Source organism: Stenotrophomonas sp. VV52 (genome assembly GCF_002893095.1).
Taxonomy (GTDB): Bacteria; Pseudomonadota; Gammaproteobacteria; order Xanthomonadales; family Xanthomonadaceae; genus Stenotrophomonas; species Stenotrophomonas aracearum.
Genome location: NZ_PKQQ01000002.1, coordinates 1 through 13,791 on the forward strand (window position 1 = coordinate 1; position 13,791 = coordinate 13,791).

At 67.8% G+C, this 13,791-nt stretch carries 13 protein-coding genes; 11 read left to right on the forward strand and 2 right to left on the reverse strand.

The features are described from left to right. On the forward strand, positions 1 to 416 hold a 416-nt coding region (locus C2U58_RS20245), incomplete at its 5' end, for an SPOR domain-containing protein (protein WP_253256676.1). 101 nt (positions 417 to 517) lie between these two features. Then, positions 518 to 1,735 carry a D-alanyl-D-alanine carboxypeptidase family protein gene (locus tag C2U58_RS06085; RefSeq protein WP_102945031.1) on the forward strand — a complete coding sequence of 406 codons (1,218 nt, stop codon included), beginning with the start codon at positions 518 to 520 and terminating at the stop codon, positions 1,733 to 1,735. A gap of 47 nt (positions 1,736 to 1,782) precedes the next feature. On the opposite strand, the gene C2U58_RS06090 is transcribed toward C2U58_RS06085, so the two are convergent. Further along, positions 1,783 to 2,847 (reverse strand): lipid A deacylase LpxR family protein, encoded by a 1,065-nt coding sequence (locus tag C2U58_RS06090; protein ID WP_102945032.1) that lies wholly within the window; start codon positions 2,845 to 2,847, stop codon positions 1,783 to 1,785. A gap of 190 nt (positions 2,848 to 3,037) precedes the next feature. Between C2U58_RS06090 and C2U58_RS06095 the strand changes: the two genes are divergently transcribed. The 7 genes from C2U58_RS06095 (at position 3,038) to gnd (ending at position 10,503) form a co-directional block, all read left to right on the forward strand. Beyond that, positions 3,038 to 3,316: a DUF493 family protein gene (locus C2U58_RS06095; protein WP_102945033.1), complete on the forward strand. Its 279-nt coding sequence runs from the start codon at positions 3,038 to 3,040 to the stop codon at positions 3,314 to 3,316. Continuing rightward, positions 3,304 to 4,014, forward strand: coding sequence for a lipoyl(octanoyl) transferase LipB (gene lipB / locus C2U58_RS06100; RefSeq protein ID WP_102945034.1), 711 nt, complete (start codon positions 3,304 to 3,306; stop codon positions 4,012 to 4,014). The genes C2U58_RS06095 and lipB overlap by 13 nt, the downstream gene beginning before the upstream one ends. Further along, positions 4,007 to 5,017, forward strand: coding sequence for a lipoyl synthase (lipA, locus tag C2U58_RS06105; protein ID WP_102945035.1), 1,011 nt, complete (start codon positions 4,007 to 4,009; stop codon positions 5,015 to 5,017). Before lipB ends, lipA begins: the two co-directional genes overlap by 8 nt. 268 nt (positions 5,018 to 5,285) lie before the next feature. After that, positions 5,286 to 7,463 carry a carboxy terminal-processing peptidase gene (locus C2U58_RS06110; RefSeq protein WP_102945430.1) on the forward strand — a complete coding sequence of 726 codons (2,178 nt, stop codon included), beginning with the start codon at positions 5,286 to 5,288 and terminating at the stop codon, positions 7,461 to 7,463. 125 nt (positions 7,464 to 7,588) lie between these two features. Then, entirely contained in the window at positions 7,589 to 8,326 is a 738-nt protein-coding gene (locus tag C2U58_RS06115) for a DUF2242 domain-containing protein (RefSeq protein WP_102945036.1), read from the forward strand. An 11-nt stretch (positions 8,327 to 8,337) separates the two neighbouring features. Then, entirely contained in the window at positions 8,338 to 9,594 is a 1,257-nt protein-coding gene (locus C2U58_RS06120; RefSeq protein WP_102945037.1) for a hypothetical protein, read from the forward strand. Between the two features lie 3 nt (positions 9,595 to 9,597). Further along, entirely contained in the window at positions 9,598 to 10,503 is a 906-nt protein-coding gene (gnd, locus tag C2U58_RS06125) for a phosphogluconate dehydrogenase (NAD(+)-dependent, decarboxylating) (RefSeq protein ID WP_102945038.1), read from the forward strand. Positions 10,504 to 10,513: 10 nt separating this feature from the next. Here the strand turns inward: gnd and C2U58_RS06130 are convergent, their stop codons facing one another. Continuing rightward, positions 10,514 to 11,557 (reverse strand): oxidoreductase, encoded by a 1,044-nt coding sequence (locus C2U58_RS06130; RefSeq protein ID WP_102945039.1) that lies wholly within the window; start codon positions 11,555 to 11,557, stop codon positions 10,514 to 10,516. Between the two features lie 171 nt (positions 11,558 to 11,728). Here C2U58_RS06130 and C2U58_RS06135 point away from each other — a divergent pair, with 171 nt between their 5' ends. Together C2U58_RS06135 and C2U58_RS06140 are read left to right on the forward strand one after the other, a co-directional pair. Further along, positions 11,729 to 12,106 carry a BON domain-containing protein gene (locus C2U58_RS06135; RefSeq protein ID WP_102945040.1) on the forward strand — a complete coding sequence of 126 codons (378 nt, stop codon included), beginning with the start codon at positions 11,729 to 11,731 and terminating at the stop codon, positions 12,104 to 12,106. Positions 12,107 to 12,255: 149 nt separating this feature from the next. Further along, positions 12,256 to 13,767, forward strand: a complete 1,512-nt coding sequence (locus C2U58_RS06140) for an ATP-binding protein (RefSeq protein ID WP_102945431.1) — start codon at positions 12,256 to 12,258, stop codon at positions 13,765 to 13,767. Positions 13,768 to 13,791 lie beyond the last annotated feature (24 nt).

A 13,791-nucleotide genomic window follows, 5' to 3' on the forward strand; every position in this document is an offset into this window, starting at 1 on the left:
CGTCGCCGCGCACCGCCGGCAGCGCCCAGCCTGCGGCCACCCAGGCCGCCTCGCTGGAGACCGGCCCGGTCACCGTGAGCACCCTGCCGCCGGCCGCACCCGTCGTGGCGGCGGCGCGCCCGGCGCCCACGGTCGTACGCCCGGCGCCTGCGCCGACGGCGGGTGCGTCGCTGCAGGAGCAGGTCGGCTACGTGCTGTTGCAGGTGGCCAGCTTCGCCAGCCGTGAAAACGCCACCCGCGCGCTGGGCCAGCTGTCCTCGGCCGGCATCGTCGGCGCCAGCATCAGCGACATCGTCAGCGGGGGCCGCACCCTGTGGCGCCTGCGCGTCCCCGCCGCCGACACGGCCAGCGCCTCGGAACTTGCCGGCCGCATTGCCGGTCTGGGATTCGGGTCGCCCCAGATCGTAAAAGAGTGAATGCGGCCGCGCCGTGCGCGCCTGCGCGTGCGGCCACCCCATGGCCCTACAATGGCCGTCCCCTGTAATCCCCTTGGCGCCTTCCTGGAGCTTGCTGTCCGATGAAATTCCGCTTTGCCGCTGCTGCCATGGCCACGACCCTGTTCGTGGGCATGGTCTCCGCCCAGACCCCCCTGCCCACGCCGGCCCCGGCACCTGCTCCTGCCGCCGCCGCCCCGGCCACCGTGGCTACCCCGCCGGCGCCCAAGCCCAGCGTGGCCAAGGCCTGGATCCTGATGGACTACGCCACCGGCCAGGTGCTGGCGGGCGAAAACATCAATGAACAGCTGGCACCGGCCAGCATCACCAAGGTGATGACCTCGTACGTGGTCGCCGCCGAAGTGAAGAACGGCAAGGTCCGCACCGACGACCAGGTGATGATGAGCGAGCGCGCCTGGCGCGAAGGCGGCGCAGGCACCGACGGCAGCTACAGCGGCTTCCCGGTCAACCAGACCGCGCGCCTGGAAGACATGGAAAAGGGCATGGCGATCCAGTCGGGCAACGACGCGGCGATCGCCCTGGCCGAACACGTGGCCGGCAGCGAAGAGGCATTCGCTTCGCTGATGAACAGCTACGCCGCCAAGATCGGCATGAAGGACTCGCACTTCGTCAACGCGCACGGCCTGAGCGCCGAAGGCCACCACACCACCGCCTACGATCTGGCGCTGCTGGGCCGCGCGTTCGTGCGCGATTACCCGGAAACCTACGCCTACAACAAGGTGAAGGAATTCACCGTGGGCAGCATCACCCAGCCCAACCGCAACCTGCTGCTGTGGCGCGACCAGAGCGTGGACGGCATCAAGACCGGTCACACCTCGGAAGCCGGTTACTGCCTGATGAGTTCGGCGCAGCGCGGCGACCAGCGCCTGATCGCGGTGGTGCTGGGCGGCAGCTCTGAAAAGCAGCGCGCCGATGACAGCCTGGCGCTGCTCAACTGGGGCTTCCGTTTCTTCGAAACGCACCGCATGTATGAGCCGGGCAAGGCCGTGGCCGAGCACAAGGTGTGGAAGGGCACGGCCGACAAGCTGCAGCTGGGCGTGGCCCAGCCGCTGCTGGTGAGCGTGCCGCGCGGTCGCTACAACGACCTGAAGCCGAGCATCGACGTGCCCAAGACCCTGGAAGCGCCGTTCACTGCGGGCCAGGAAGTTGGCACGCTGAAAGTGACCCTGGATGGCAAGGTGGTGGCCCAGGCCCCGCTGGTGGCCGTGGCCGCGGTGGAAGAGGCCGGCTTCTTCAAGCGCCTGTGGGACAGCTTCTGGATGTGGTGGGAATCGGAATAAAAAAAAGACCGGCGAAAGCCGGTCTTTTTTTTCGTCACGCCGGTCGTTTACAACGACCGGCTGATGGTGAACGACCCATAGATCGGCGACTGGTCCTGCAGGTCGAACTCGCGGGTGCTGTGGTAGCGGGCGAGGGCGAACTTCCAGCGGTTGTACATCACCGCCAGGCCGTAGCCGGCCTGCCCGACCACGTTGCGCTTGTCCACGCTGTGGCTGTTGCGGAAGGTGTTGCCGTCCAGGGTGATGTCACGGATCACCCAGGCTGCGTCGGTGGTGGCGAACACATGGAACGACCAGCCGCTGGGCTTGCCGCCGCGGGTGGGCGCGGTGTTTTCGCCGGCCGGGCGCAGCGGGGTGCTGCCGAAATCGTCGGGCAGCTTCCAGCCGAAACGTACTTCGCCACCGGCGTTGAGGTGGGTGGCCAGGTTGCCGACCGCACCGCCGTAGTGGCTGATCGCATCCCAGCCCCAGCCGCTGAGGTTGTCGGTGGCGTCGGCCGGCCAGCGGCGCATGCGCTCGTGGGTCAGCATCACCACCGGCTCGTTGTGCAGCTGGTTGTCCCAGCCCTGGAACTTCTCATCGCCGAGCGCGTCGTGCACGGCATCCTGCACTTCCTTGCCCAGCGCCCACGGCCCGACCACGCCAAGGGTGAGCTGGGTGGTCTGCAGGCGGTCGCCGCGGCGGGCGTTGTAGCCGAAGCTGCCAACCAGCACGCCGGCGTAGGGACGGTCGTCCTCGATCACGTCGCGGCGGGTGAAGTCCTTGGGCGTGTAGATCTGCTGGGCGAAGCTGAAGATCATGTTCTGCTGCTCGAATTCGCCGGGGGCCAGGCGTTCGAGATGGCGGTTGACCCAGCGGGCAAGGCGCGGCAGGCAGGGATCGTCGGTGTAGTCGACCAGGTTGGGCGAGACCAGGGTGATCTGGGCACCGTTGGTGTAGCCCTGGTCCTGGTCGGCGCCGCCGAACAGGTCGTTGTCTACGCGGAAGTTGATCTGCGGGGGATGCTCGCTCATCGCATCGGGACCGCACTGCTCGGCCGCCTGTACGGTGGGCACGGCAAAGGCAAGGGCACCGGCGAGTGCGGCCGGCAACGCAAAGGGCTTGAACTGCATGGGAGTCCCGCTGATGGTTTATCCACTTTTAAGCGGGTGCAGCGTAGTGAGGGTGTGAGGCCATCTCAACGCCGCGCATGCACTGGATCGTTTTGTTGATGAACGCCGATCTTCACGCAACGTTGGGTGCCACTGTGCGCACGTTCCCGCAGGGCTTGGGTTCCGTCGTTTCCATCCCCATAATCCCGCCATGGAAATCAAGTCTGACAACCCCGAACACGGCTTCCAGTTCCCCGGTCAGTTCGAGCTCAGCGCGATGGGCGCGGCGAACATCGGTCTGGAGCATGAACTTCCGCTGCTGCTGCAGGCTGCCGGCATTGAGGTGCTCAAGGAGCGCATCAACTGGAAGACCTCGTCGAACGGCAAGTATGTCTCGGTGAAGCTGGTCTTCAAGGCCGAAACCCGTGAGCAGCTCGACGCCGCCCATGAGGCGCTGCGCAGCCACCCGGAAGTGAAGTGGACCCTGTAAGCGCGTGTGCGCTGGACGCCGCGGCCCCCGGGCAGCGCGTAGCCCGGCCGGCCATCGTGCGCGACCTGGGCCGCCAGCCCTACGCGCCGGTCTGGCATGCGATGCAGCGTTTCACCGACGCGCGCACCGACGACACCCCCGACGAGCTGTGGGTGGTCGAGCACGACCCGGTGTTCACCCTGGGCCAGGCCGGCAAGGACGAGCACGTGCTGGCGCCGGGCGACATTCCGGTGCTGCACGTGGACCGCGGCGGCCAGGTGACCTACCACGGGCCGGGCCAGATCGTGGTCTACCCGCTGCTGCAGCTGCGCCGGCTCGGGATCGGGGTGCGCGATTACGTGTGCCGGATCGAGCAGGCGATCATCGATACGCTGGACGAATGGAATATCGGGGCTGAACGGCTGGACGGCGCGCCCGGGGTGTACGTGGGCGGGGCCAAGGTGGCCGCTTTGGGCATCCGGGTCCGCCGGGGCTGCACCTTCCACGGCCTGGCCTTCAACGTGGCGATGGACCTGGAACCGTTCCACCGCATCAATCCCTGCGGCTATCAAGGGCTGCAGGTCACCTCGGTGGTAGACTTGGGGGGACCGTCCGGCATGGCGGCCGTCACGCCGGTACTGCTGGGCCACCTGGCCCGCCAGTTCGGCCTGGACCTCCAGCCTGCCGCGGACCTGCCCGATCTGACTGACCATGACTGAAACCACCGCTCGCATCATTCCCCTGCAGGTCGTGCAGGGCGACACGCCGTCCGCCGCGCCGTTGCAGGCGGGGGTCAAACAGCTGGGCGGTGACAAGATCGGCCGCTCGCCGGTGCAGTTCGCCGACGCGCCGGTGCTGCGCAAACCGTCGTGGATCCGGGTCCGGATCCCGTCGGGCAATGCGGTGCAGACGCTGAAGGCCAAGCTGCGCGAGAACCGCCTGGTGACGGTCTGCGAAGAGGCCAGCTGCCCGAACATCCACGAGTGCTTCAGCCACGGCACGGCCACGTTCATGATTCTGGGCGAGGTCTGCACCCGGCGCTGTTCGTTCTGCGACGTGGCGCATGGCCGGCCGAAGCCGCCGGACGCGGGCGAGCCGGCCAGCCTGGCCCAGACCGTGGCGGACATGGGCCTGAAGTACGTGGTGGTGACCAGCGTGGATCGCGATGATCTGCGCGACGGCGGTGCGCAGCATTTCGCCGACTGCATCGGTGCCATCCGCGCGAAGTCCCCCAACACCCGGATCGAGGTGCTGACCCCGGACTTCCGTGGCAAGGGCCGCATGGAGCGGGCGCTGGACATCCTGGCGACCAACCCGCCGGACGTGTTCAACCACAACATCGAAACCGTGCCGGACCTGTACCGCAACGTGCGGCCGGGCGCGGACTACCAGTGGTCGCTGACCCTGCTGAAGAACTTCAAGGCGCAGCACCCGTCGATCGCGACCAAGTCGGGGATCATGCTCGGCCTGGGCGAGGACATGGACCAGGTGCGGGCGACCATGCGCGACCTGCGCGCGCACGACGTGGACATGATCACGATCGGCCAGTACCTGCAGCCGACCGCGCACCACCACCCGGTGCTGCGTTACTGGACCCCGGACGAGTACAAGGCGCTGGAAGACTACGGCTACGCGCTGGGCTTCAGCCACGTCGCCTCCGGCCCGATGGTGCGCTCCTCGTACCACGCCGACGTACAGGCCAAGGGCGCAGGGGTCGCCTGACCCCCCGTGCCGGCCGTTGGCCGGCCGCGCAGCGTGCACGGGGCTGAATGCCCGCCGACCCGCAACGGGTTCAGGCACCGGTGGGGTTTCGCTGGAAACCCCCGGTTTCAATGGATATCCACTGGATTCACGACTTCATACAGCGCCCGGTTTAGGCTGGAAATGCGCGTTCCGGCGCCGTGGATGACAAACCCCGCAACTTTCGGCACTGTCGTGTGGTCAGATCCGCACGCAGTCTCTCCCCTGGCAAGGTGCCATGAGCAAGTCGATGAAATTCAAAGCCCCCGCATTCCTGATGGCCCTGGCGCTGAGCGCCCCCCTGGCACTGTCTGCCTATGCCGATTCGCCGGCGCTGCCGTCGGCGGCGACCGCCGACCAGGTCACGACCTCCAAGCTGGTCTACGGGCTGCTTTCGGACAGCCGGTATGCGTATCGGCCGCGCGCGCTGGACGCGGCGACGTCCAAGGACGTGTTCAAGCGCTACCTGGAGTCGTTGGACGGCAGCAAGCAGTTCTTCACCCAGGCCGACATCACCAAGTTCGCGCCGTTCGAGGCCAACATTTCCTCAGCGATCCGCGGCGGTGAGCTGGAGCCGGCGTTCCAGGTGTTCGCGGTGTACAAGCAGCGCGTGGGTGAGCGGGTCGGCTATGCGCGCAAGCTGCTCAAGCAGGATTTCGACTTCAGCAGCGACGAGCGCTTCGAGTACGACCGCAAGGACGTGCCGTGGGCGGCGAGCAGCGCCGAGCTGGATGACCTGTGGCGCAAGTCGGTGAAGAACGACTGGCTGCGGCTGAAGCTGGCCGGCAAGCAGCCGGCCGATATCCGCAAGACGCTCGACAAGCGCTATGCGCAGCTGGAGAAGTCGGTCAACGAGCTGAAGGGCGAGGACGTGTTCCAGTTCTTCCTCAACGCCTATACCAGCGCGGTCGATCCGCATACCGATTACTTCACCCCGCGCACGGCGGAGAATTTCAACCAGGCGATGTCGCTGTCGCTGGAAGGCATCGGTGCGCAGCTGCAGCGCCAGGATGACATGGTGGTGATCCGCGAGATCATCGCCGGTGGTCCGGCTGCGGTGAACGGCACGCTGAAGCCGGGCGACCGCATCGTCGGCGTCGGCCAGGGCAAGTCGGGTCCGGTCGAGGACGTGATCGGCTGGCGCATCGACGACGTGGTGGCCAAGATCCGCGGCAAGAAGGACACCCAGGTGCGGCTGGAATTCATTCCGGCCGAGGAAGGCGTGGATGGCAAGCCGCACATGCTGGTGCTGACCCGGCAGAAGGTGCGCCTGGCCGAGCAGGCCGCCAAGGGCGAAACCCTGACCATTCCGGCCAAGGACGGTGAGCCCGAGCGCCGCGTGGGCGTGATCAAGCTGCCGACCTTCTACCAGGACTTCGAAGGCCGCCGCCGCAACGCGACCGACTACGCGTCGGCCACCCGCGACGTGGCCAAGCTGCTGGCCGGCTTCAAGAACGACAAGCTGGACGGCGTGGTGCTGGACCTGCGCAACAACGGCGGCGGTTCGCTGGACGAAGCCATCGAGCTCACCGGCCTGTTCATCGAACAGGGCCCGGTGGTGCAGGTGCGCGAGTCCGGTGGCCGGGTCACGGTCAACAACGACCGCAGCGAGGCGGTGGCGTGGGACGGCCCGCTGGCGGTGCTGATCAACCGCGGCTCGGCGTCGGCCTCGGAAATCTTCGCCGGTGCGATCCAGGACTACGGCCGCGGCCTGGTCATTGGTGAAACCACCTTCGGCAAGGGCACCGTGCAGAACATCGTCGACCTGGACCGCTGGCCGAGCGGTGAAGCGCAGCGCTTCGGCCAGGTCAAGCTGACCATCGCGCAGTTCTTCCGCGTCAGTGGCAGCAGCACCCAGCACAAGGGCGTGGTGCCGGACCTGGCCTTCCCGGCCAGCGTCGACGCCAGCGAGTACGGCGAAAGCACCTACGACAACGCGCTGCCGTGGACCCGCATCGCCGCCGTGCCGCATACCCAGTACGGCAACTTCGGTCCGCTGCTGCCCAAGCTGGAAACCCGCCACGCCGCGCGCATCGCCACCGACAAGGAATTCCAGTGGTGGAACGAGGACGTGGAGCAGTTCCGCACCGAGGCCGCCAAGAAGTACATCTCGCTCAACGAAGGCGAGCGCCGTGCCGAGCGTGAGCGCCAGGAAACCCAGCGCAAGCAGCGCCAGGCCACCCGCAAGGAACTCGGCCTGGACCTGGACCCGCTGGCCGACGACAGCAACGACGATGGCCTGACCGGCAACGAGCGCGACATCGTGAAGGACGCCGCGCGCGAGAAGGCCGCCGAGAAGCGTCCGGACCCGCTGCTGCGTGAGTCGGCGGCGATCCTGGCCGACGCGGTGAACCTGCTGGCCGAAGACCGTCCGCTGTCGGCGCAGGTGCTGCCGCAGTCGACCGCGGCCGGCCGCTGGGCGGACTGATCGCCGGAATCGGGTGAATCCCCCTGAAACGAGAGGCCGGCGGAGACGCCGGCCTTTCGCGTTTAGACCCCGCGCATACGCTGCTGGGCCTATGCTTCGAGGCCGACCCTCCTGCAGGAGCGCCCATGCGGCTGTCCCATGCTCTCCCGGCCGGTTTGCTGGCCCTGACCCTGTCCGCCTGCGGCGGCAAGGCGGCCGACAGCACGCTGTTGCGCGAATCCTTTGACTCGGGCGATACCTATTCGCGCACCGTGCCGGGTACCCCGGCGCAGGCCTGCGAGGCGGCGCGGCGCACCCTGCTCAGCCAGGGCTACGCGATCGCCCGCGCCGATGCCGATGCGGTGGAGGGCAACAAGAACTTCCAGCCGCGCGAAGACGCGCACGAGCAGCTCGTCCTGCGCATTTCCTGCGCGGCACGCGGCGACGAGGCGCTGGTGTTCATCAGCGCGGTGCAGGACCGCTATGCGTTGAAGAAGAGCCCGACTTCTGCAAGCGTCGGCGTCGGCGCGCTGGGTTCGGTGTCGCTGCCGTTCGGCAGCAATGACGACTCGCTGGTGAAGGTGGCCAGCAGCACGGTGCAGGACGCCGACTTCTACCGCCGCTTCTTCGCCCGCCTGCAGCAGTACCTGCCGGCGGCGAAGGCCGGTACTCCTGAGCCGGTACCGCCGGCACCGGTCCCGCCGACGCCCGTTCCGGAACCACGCCCGGCGGCGCCGCTGCCCCCTGCGGCTGCGCCCGCAGCCATGCCAGCCGCGACGTTGCCGGAACCTGCTCCGGCCGAGGCGGTGCCTGCAGTGGATCACGCTGCCGAAGCTGCTGACGTTCCAACGCCGCCCGCTGACACGCCCACGCCGCTGAACTGACCGGGGCCGGGATGGCGCGTCCGCGACTTCCGGTGCTGGCGCTTGCCGTGGCGTTGTCGCTGCCTGGCGCAACGATCGCCGCGCCGACCGACTGCGTGCAGTCTCTGCTGGAACGCCTGGGCTGGCAGCTGGCCCAGGCCGATATCGATGCGCCGCGCGTGCATGGTGGCCCGGTCTGCGGCCGCGGCACGCTGCGCGATGCGCAGGCGGCCGGAGACCTGCGCGTGGAGATGCCGCGTACCTGGTCAGCCGCTCAGCGGGCGCCCTTCCTGCGCACCCTGCTGGACGATCCGGCGACGGTCTGTGCGTACACCTTCGAACTCGGCAACGCGACCCGGCGCGCCGCCACCCGGCTGCAGGACAATCCGGGCTATCGCTTTTCCGGACTGCAGCTGGGCTGGATCGGCTTCGGCCCTGGCGGCGCCGCCGCGCAGGGCTGGGAAGGTTTCCGCAGCCTCGGCCGCGGCTACCAGCCGGCCGGCCGCAACAGCACGGCCCTGCAGGCGTTCTACGACGGCCGCGTGCGCAGCGAGTGCGGGGTGGGCCGCCAGGTCGCACAGCTGGCCACCCAGCGCGAGCTGTACGGCGACGCCGGTTTCGATGCGGCGTTCAGCCCGGCCGAGCTCTCCATCGGCACCTTCCTGACCCTGCACGACACCGACAGCATCCTCCTCGGCAAGCACGCCGGGGAATTCTTCGCCGACGGCAAGGCCGTGCGTACCTCGCGCAGGGGTCGCCAGGCGTTCGTCGGGACGCCGGGTTTCATCGAGCACGTGTTCGACCGCCAGTTCCTGGATGACATCAACAACCAGGCAGAGAACTTCGTGGTGGTGGAGGTGAGCGCGGCGGCGGGCGAGGCGCTGCGCACGCACGGCGGCTTCGCCCACTACGACCGCATCAATCGCCGCATCTGGGCGCTGGCCAGCCAGATTCCCGGGCCGGGACCGCGTCGCTTCGAGCGGCTGCTGTTCGAGCGCGACCCGGACCTGCGTGCGTCGCTGCCGGCGCGGCAGCAGGTGGTGCTGGCTGAACTGGACGCCCTGCTGGACGATCCGTTCTACCAGGGGTTCGTGATTTATGTGCATCCGCGCGGTATACGTCCGGTGGGCTATCACGTGGCACGCCTGCTCGACCGCAATCCGCGCACGCCGTTCGCGTTCGAGCTGGGCCTGCACAACCTGCATACCACGCTGTACCGCCGCTGGGTGGACACCCAACTCCAGCAGTGCGCGGCAGCATCGAGAGATTCGCAACCCGAGCAGAGGTGAGTCATGGAAATTGCAATGATTGGACTGGGGCGCATGGGCGCCAACATGGCCGAGCGGCTGCATCGCGGCGGCCACCGCGTGATCGGCGTCGATCCGGGCGAGGCCGCACGTGCCAGCGCCGCCGAGCGCGGCTTCGAGGTGAGTGCGACCGTCGCCGACGCGCTGGCGACGATGTCGGTACCGCGCGTGGTGTGGCTGATGGTGCCGGCCGGTGAGGTGGTCGACCAGACCCTGGCCTCGCTGTCGCCGCACCTGTCCGAAGGTGATGTGGTGATCGACGGCGGCAATTCGTACTACAAGGATTCGATGCGCCGCGCCGCGCAGCTGCTGGAAGAAGACGTGACCTACATCGACTGTGGCACCAGCGGCGGCGTGTGGGGGCTGCAGGAAGGCTACAGCCTGATGATCGGCGGCGACACCGAAGCAGTGCAGCGCATTGGTGCGATCTTCCGCACCCTGGCACCGGCCGAGGACAGCGGCTGGGCGCACGTGGGGCCGAGCGGGGCAGGGCACTTCTGCAAGATGGTCCACAACGGCATCGAATACGGAATGATGCAGGCCTATGCCGAAGGATTCGCGCTGATGCAGCGCAAGACCGAGTTCAACCTGGACCTGGGCGAGGTTGCGAAGGCGTGGCAGCACGGCAGCGTGGTGCGCTCGTGGCTGCTCGACCTGAGTGCCGACGCGTTGCAGCGCAACCCCCAGCTGGACGGCATCGCCCCGTTCGTGCCCGATTCCGGCGAAGGCCGCTGGACCGTGGCCGAAGCGATCGACCTGGATGTGTCGGCGCCGGTGATTACCCTGTCGCTGCTGGAACGCCTGCGCTCGCGCGAAAAGAATTCCTTCAGCGACCGCATGCTCTCCGCCTTGCGCAACCAGTTCGGCGGCCACGCGATGATGAAGGAGTAACGCGGTCCGATCAGCGCAGGTCCACGCGCCGACCGGTGTCGGCGCTTTCGCGGCCGGCTTCCAACAGGCGCATCAGTTGGAGGGCCTGCTCGGCAGTCACCGGCGGTTCGCCTTCGCCGAGCATCGCGTCGCGGAATGCGGCATAGAAGCGCCGGTAGTCGCCGAGTGCGTTGTCCACGCTCCTGCGTTGCACTTTGCCGTCCTCATCCACCTGCACCTGCTGCCCATGCACCGGGTCCAGCCCCCAGCCCGGTGCGCCTGGCGCGATGCCCTGGCGCAACTGGTCTTCCTGCACGTCGAGGCCGTCCTTCAGGTAACTGCCGTGGCTGCCATGCACCGCGAAGCGCGTTGCGGAGGCCGCCACCAGCGAGCCCGCATGCACGATCGCGCGCAGGCCGGGGTAGTGCAGCACCGCATGGAAATAGTCATCGCTGCGTGCGCCGTCGCGTTGCGCGTCGATGTCGGCACTGATCGCTTCGGGCCAGCCAAACAGCTGCAGCATCTGGTCGAGCAGGTGCGGGCCGAGATCCATCCACAAGCCACTGCCCGGTGCGTCGCTCTCGCGCCAGCGGTCGCGCACCTGCGGGCGGAAGCGGTCGAAGTGCGAATGGCATTCGGCGATCCGTCCCAATGCGCCGGACTCCAGCACGCCACGCAGGCTGAGGTAGTCGGCATCGAAACGCCGGTTCTGGAACACGCTGACTATGCGCTCGGCGCTGCGTGCGGCGTCGACTACGCTGCGCGCTTCGGCCGTGCTCAACGCAAAGGGTTTATCCACCAGCACATGCTTGCCGGCCTGCAGCGCCGCCAATGCCAGCGGCGCATGCTGCTCGTTCGGCGTGGCGATCACCACTGCGTCGATGGCCGGGTCGGCCAGCAGGTCGTCCACCTGCGCGTGCACATGCACGTCGGTGAACGTGCGCAGCAGGCGGTCGCGCTGCGAACTGACGATGGCGTGCAAGGCCAGCCCGGGAGTGTGCTGGATCAGCGGTGCATGGAACACGCTGCCGGCCAGGCCGTAACCGATCAGTCCCACCTGCAGGATCGCGCTCATGAAATCGCCTTTGCTGTATGCGGGGAGTAAGAATAATTGCAATTGATGCAGTGCGGAAACGTGAACCGTTGGGGATCAAGCTGACTGGTTCACGGCGATTTGATGTGGCGGCGACGTCTCGTGTACGCATCGCCGCCGACACTGGCGGCACACACCAGGGAGACACCGCACATGACCAACACTACGCGTAATCTGCTTGCTGCTTCGCTCGCCTTCGGCATGCTGCTGGGCACCTCCGCAGCGATGGCCAAGGATCCGCCGAAGACCACCGACCACAGCGCCATGACCCATGCCGACACGCATGACTCGGCCGAGCCGGTGACCGATACCTGGATCACCACCAAGGTCAAGAGCGACCTGCTGGCCAGCAGCAATGTGTCCGGCACCGACGTCAAGGTGGAAACGGTCAACGGCGTCGTATCGCTGTCCGGCACCGTCGCCACCAAGGCCGAGCACGACAAGGCCGTGATGACCGCCAAGAACATCAAGGGCGTCAAGAGCGTCGACTCGAAGGCGCTGATGGTCGCCGGCGCCGCTGCCAAGCGCTGATCGACACCGCAACGCATTCAGAGGAGGGGCGCGCCGCAGGGCGCGCCCTTTTTTGATGTCTCCGGACTGTCCGGTCCTGTCCCGTATTCACGTTGGTGTGGAGTATATTCACGCCATACATGAACCCGGCCGGGGAGGCCGAGTACGCCATGCCACCGATCGGGTCTTCGTTGGGACACCTGCGCATCCTGCTGGTGGAAGATTCGCCTGACGACGCCGCGCTGATGAGCCGGCAGATGCTCGACGCCGGCCTGCAGGCCAGTTTCGAGCGGGTGGAGACCGCGGCCGAACTGCGCGAGGCACTGCTGCGCTTCGCGCCAGACATCGTGCTGTCCGAACTGGGCATGCCCGGGTTCGCCGGCAACCAGGCGCTGGAGATCGTGCGCGGCTGGCACGCGGACCTGCCCTTCATCTTCGTCTCCGGCACCCTGGGCGAAGAGAACGCGGTGGCGGCCCTGCACCAGGGCGCCAACGACTACATCATCAAGCACCAGCCGGCGCGGTTGCCTTCGGCGGTGGCACGCGCGGTGCGCGATGCGCGCGGGTCCATCGACCGGCAGCGGGTGGAAGCCGAACTGATGCGTGCGCAGCGGCTGGAAAGCCTGTCGCTGCTGGCCGCCGGGCTCAGCCACGACCTCCGCAACATCCTGCAGCCGCTGTTGATCATGCCCGAGCTACTCAAGGCCCGAACCCCGGACCCGCAGCTGCACCACCTGGCCGACGTGATCGCCGAGTGCGGCCGGCGCGGGCATGAAATGGCCGAGTCGATGCTGTCGTTCGTACGCGGGTCGCGCAACGCTCGCGAACGCATCCAGGTCGCGCACCTGTTCGACGCGATCGGGCTGCTGCTGCGCAGTACGCTGCCGGCGCAGGTCAGCCTGCACCTGGAGGTGGTTGACCCGGCGCTGGCGGTGGACGCCAACTACACCGAACTGCAGCAGGTGCTGCTGAACCTGGCGCTCAATGCGATCCAGGCCATGCCCGATGGCGGCCGCCTGACCCTGCGCGCCGAAGCCGATGCCGATCCACGCGGCGTGGAGCGGCTGCGCCTGTCGGTGAACGACGAGGGCGTGGGCATGGGGCCGGAGGTGATGGCGCGCCTGTTCAATCCGTTCTTCACCACCAAGCCCAACGGCACCGGCCTGGGCCTGATCTCCTGCAAGCGCATCATCGAAGGCGCCAAGGGCAGCATCCAGGTCGCCAGCACCCCCGGCGTCGGCAGCTGTTTCGTGCTGCTGCTGCCGATCCGCGCCGAAGTTGTCGAGGAGGCACCGCTGGCGCCGCCGGTGGCCGCCGGTGCCGGGCAGTCGATCCTGGTGGTGGACGCCGAGGCGACCCGGCTCTCGCTGCTGGGCAATGCGCTGTCCAGCCAGGGCTACCACCTGCAGCTGGCCTCCGACGGTGGCGCGGCGCTGCGCTGGATGCAGCAGGAAGCGATGCCGGCGCTGGTCATTGCCGACGCCGGCGACAAGCTGCTCTCGGCCGGCCACCTGCTGGATGAAATGGCCGCACTGGGTTACCACGGCCCGGCGCTGGTGCTGGAGGACGTGGACGAACCGGCGCCGCTGCAGGAATACCCCACCGGCGTGAGCGTCCACGTGCTGCGCAAGCCGCTCGAAATGCAGCAGGTGTTCCGCTCGGTCGCCGACGCGTTGGGGTGATTGCAGGCACCGCGTGGAGCCGGC

Bases quoted from the DNA above. Each gene is read 5' to 3' on its own strand.
- C2U58_RS06140 (WP_102945431.1), top strand. From the start codon at position 12,256: ATGCCACCGATCGGGTCTTCGTTGGGACACCTGCGCATCCTGCTGGTG.
- C2U58_RS06130 (WP_102945039.1), bottom strand. From the start codon at position 11,557: ATGAGCGCGATCCTGCAGGTGGGACTGATCGGTTACGGCCTGGCCGGC.
- C2U58_RS06110 (WP_102945430.1), top strand. From the start codon at position 5,286: ATGAAATTCAAAGCCCCCGCATTCCTGATGGCCCTGGCGCTGAGCGCC.
- gnd (WP_102945038.1), top strand. From the start codon at position 9,598: ATGGAAATTGCAATGATTGGACTGGGGCGCATGGGCGCCAACATGGCC.
- lipA (WP_102945035.1), top strand. From the start codon at position 4,007: ATGACTGAAACCACCGCTCGCATCATTCCCCTGCAGGTCGTGCAGGGC.
- C2U58_RS06090 (WP_102945032.1), bottom strand. From the start codon at position 2,847: ATGCAGTTCAAGCCCTTTGCGTTGCCGGCCGCACTCGCCGGTGCCCTT.
- C2U58_RS06085 (WP_102945031.1), top strand. From the start codon at position 518: ATGAAATTCCGCTTTGCCGCTGCTGCCATGGCCACGACCCTGTTCGTG.
- C2U58_RS06115 (WP_102945036.1), top strand. From the start codon at position 7,589: ATGCGGCTGTCCCATGCTCTCCCGGCCGGTTTGCTGGCCCTGACCCTG.
- C2U58_RS06120 (WP_102945037.1), top strand. From the start codon at position 8,338: ATGGCGCGTCCGCGACTTCCGGTGCTGGCGCTTGCCGTGGCGTTGTCG.
- C2U58_RS06135 (WP_102945040.1), top strand. From the start codon at position 11,729: ATGACCAACACTACGCGTAATCTGCTTGCTGCTTCGCTCGCCTTCGGC.
- C2U58_RS06095 (WP_102945033.1), top strand. From the start codon at position 3,038: ATGGAAATCAAGTCTGACAACCCCGAACACGGCTTCCAGTTCCCCGGT.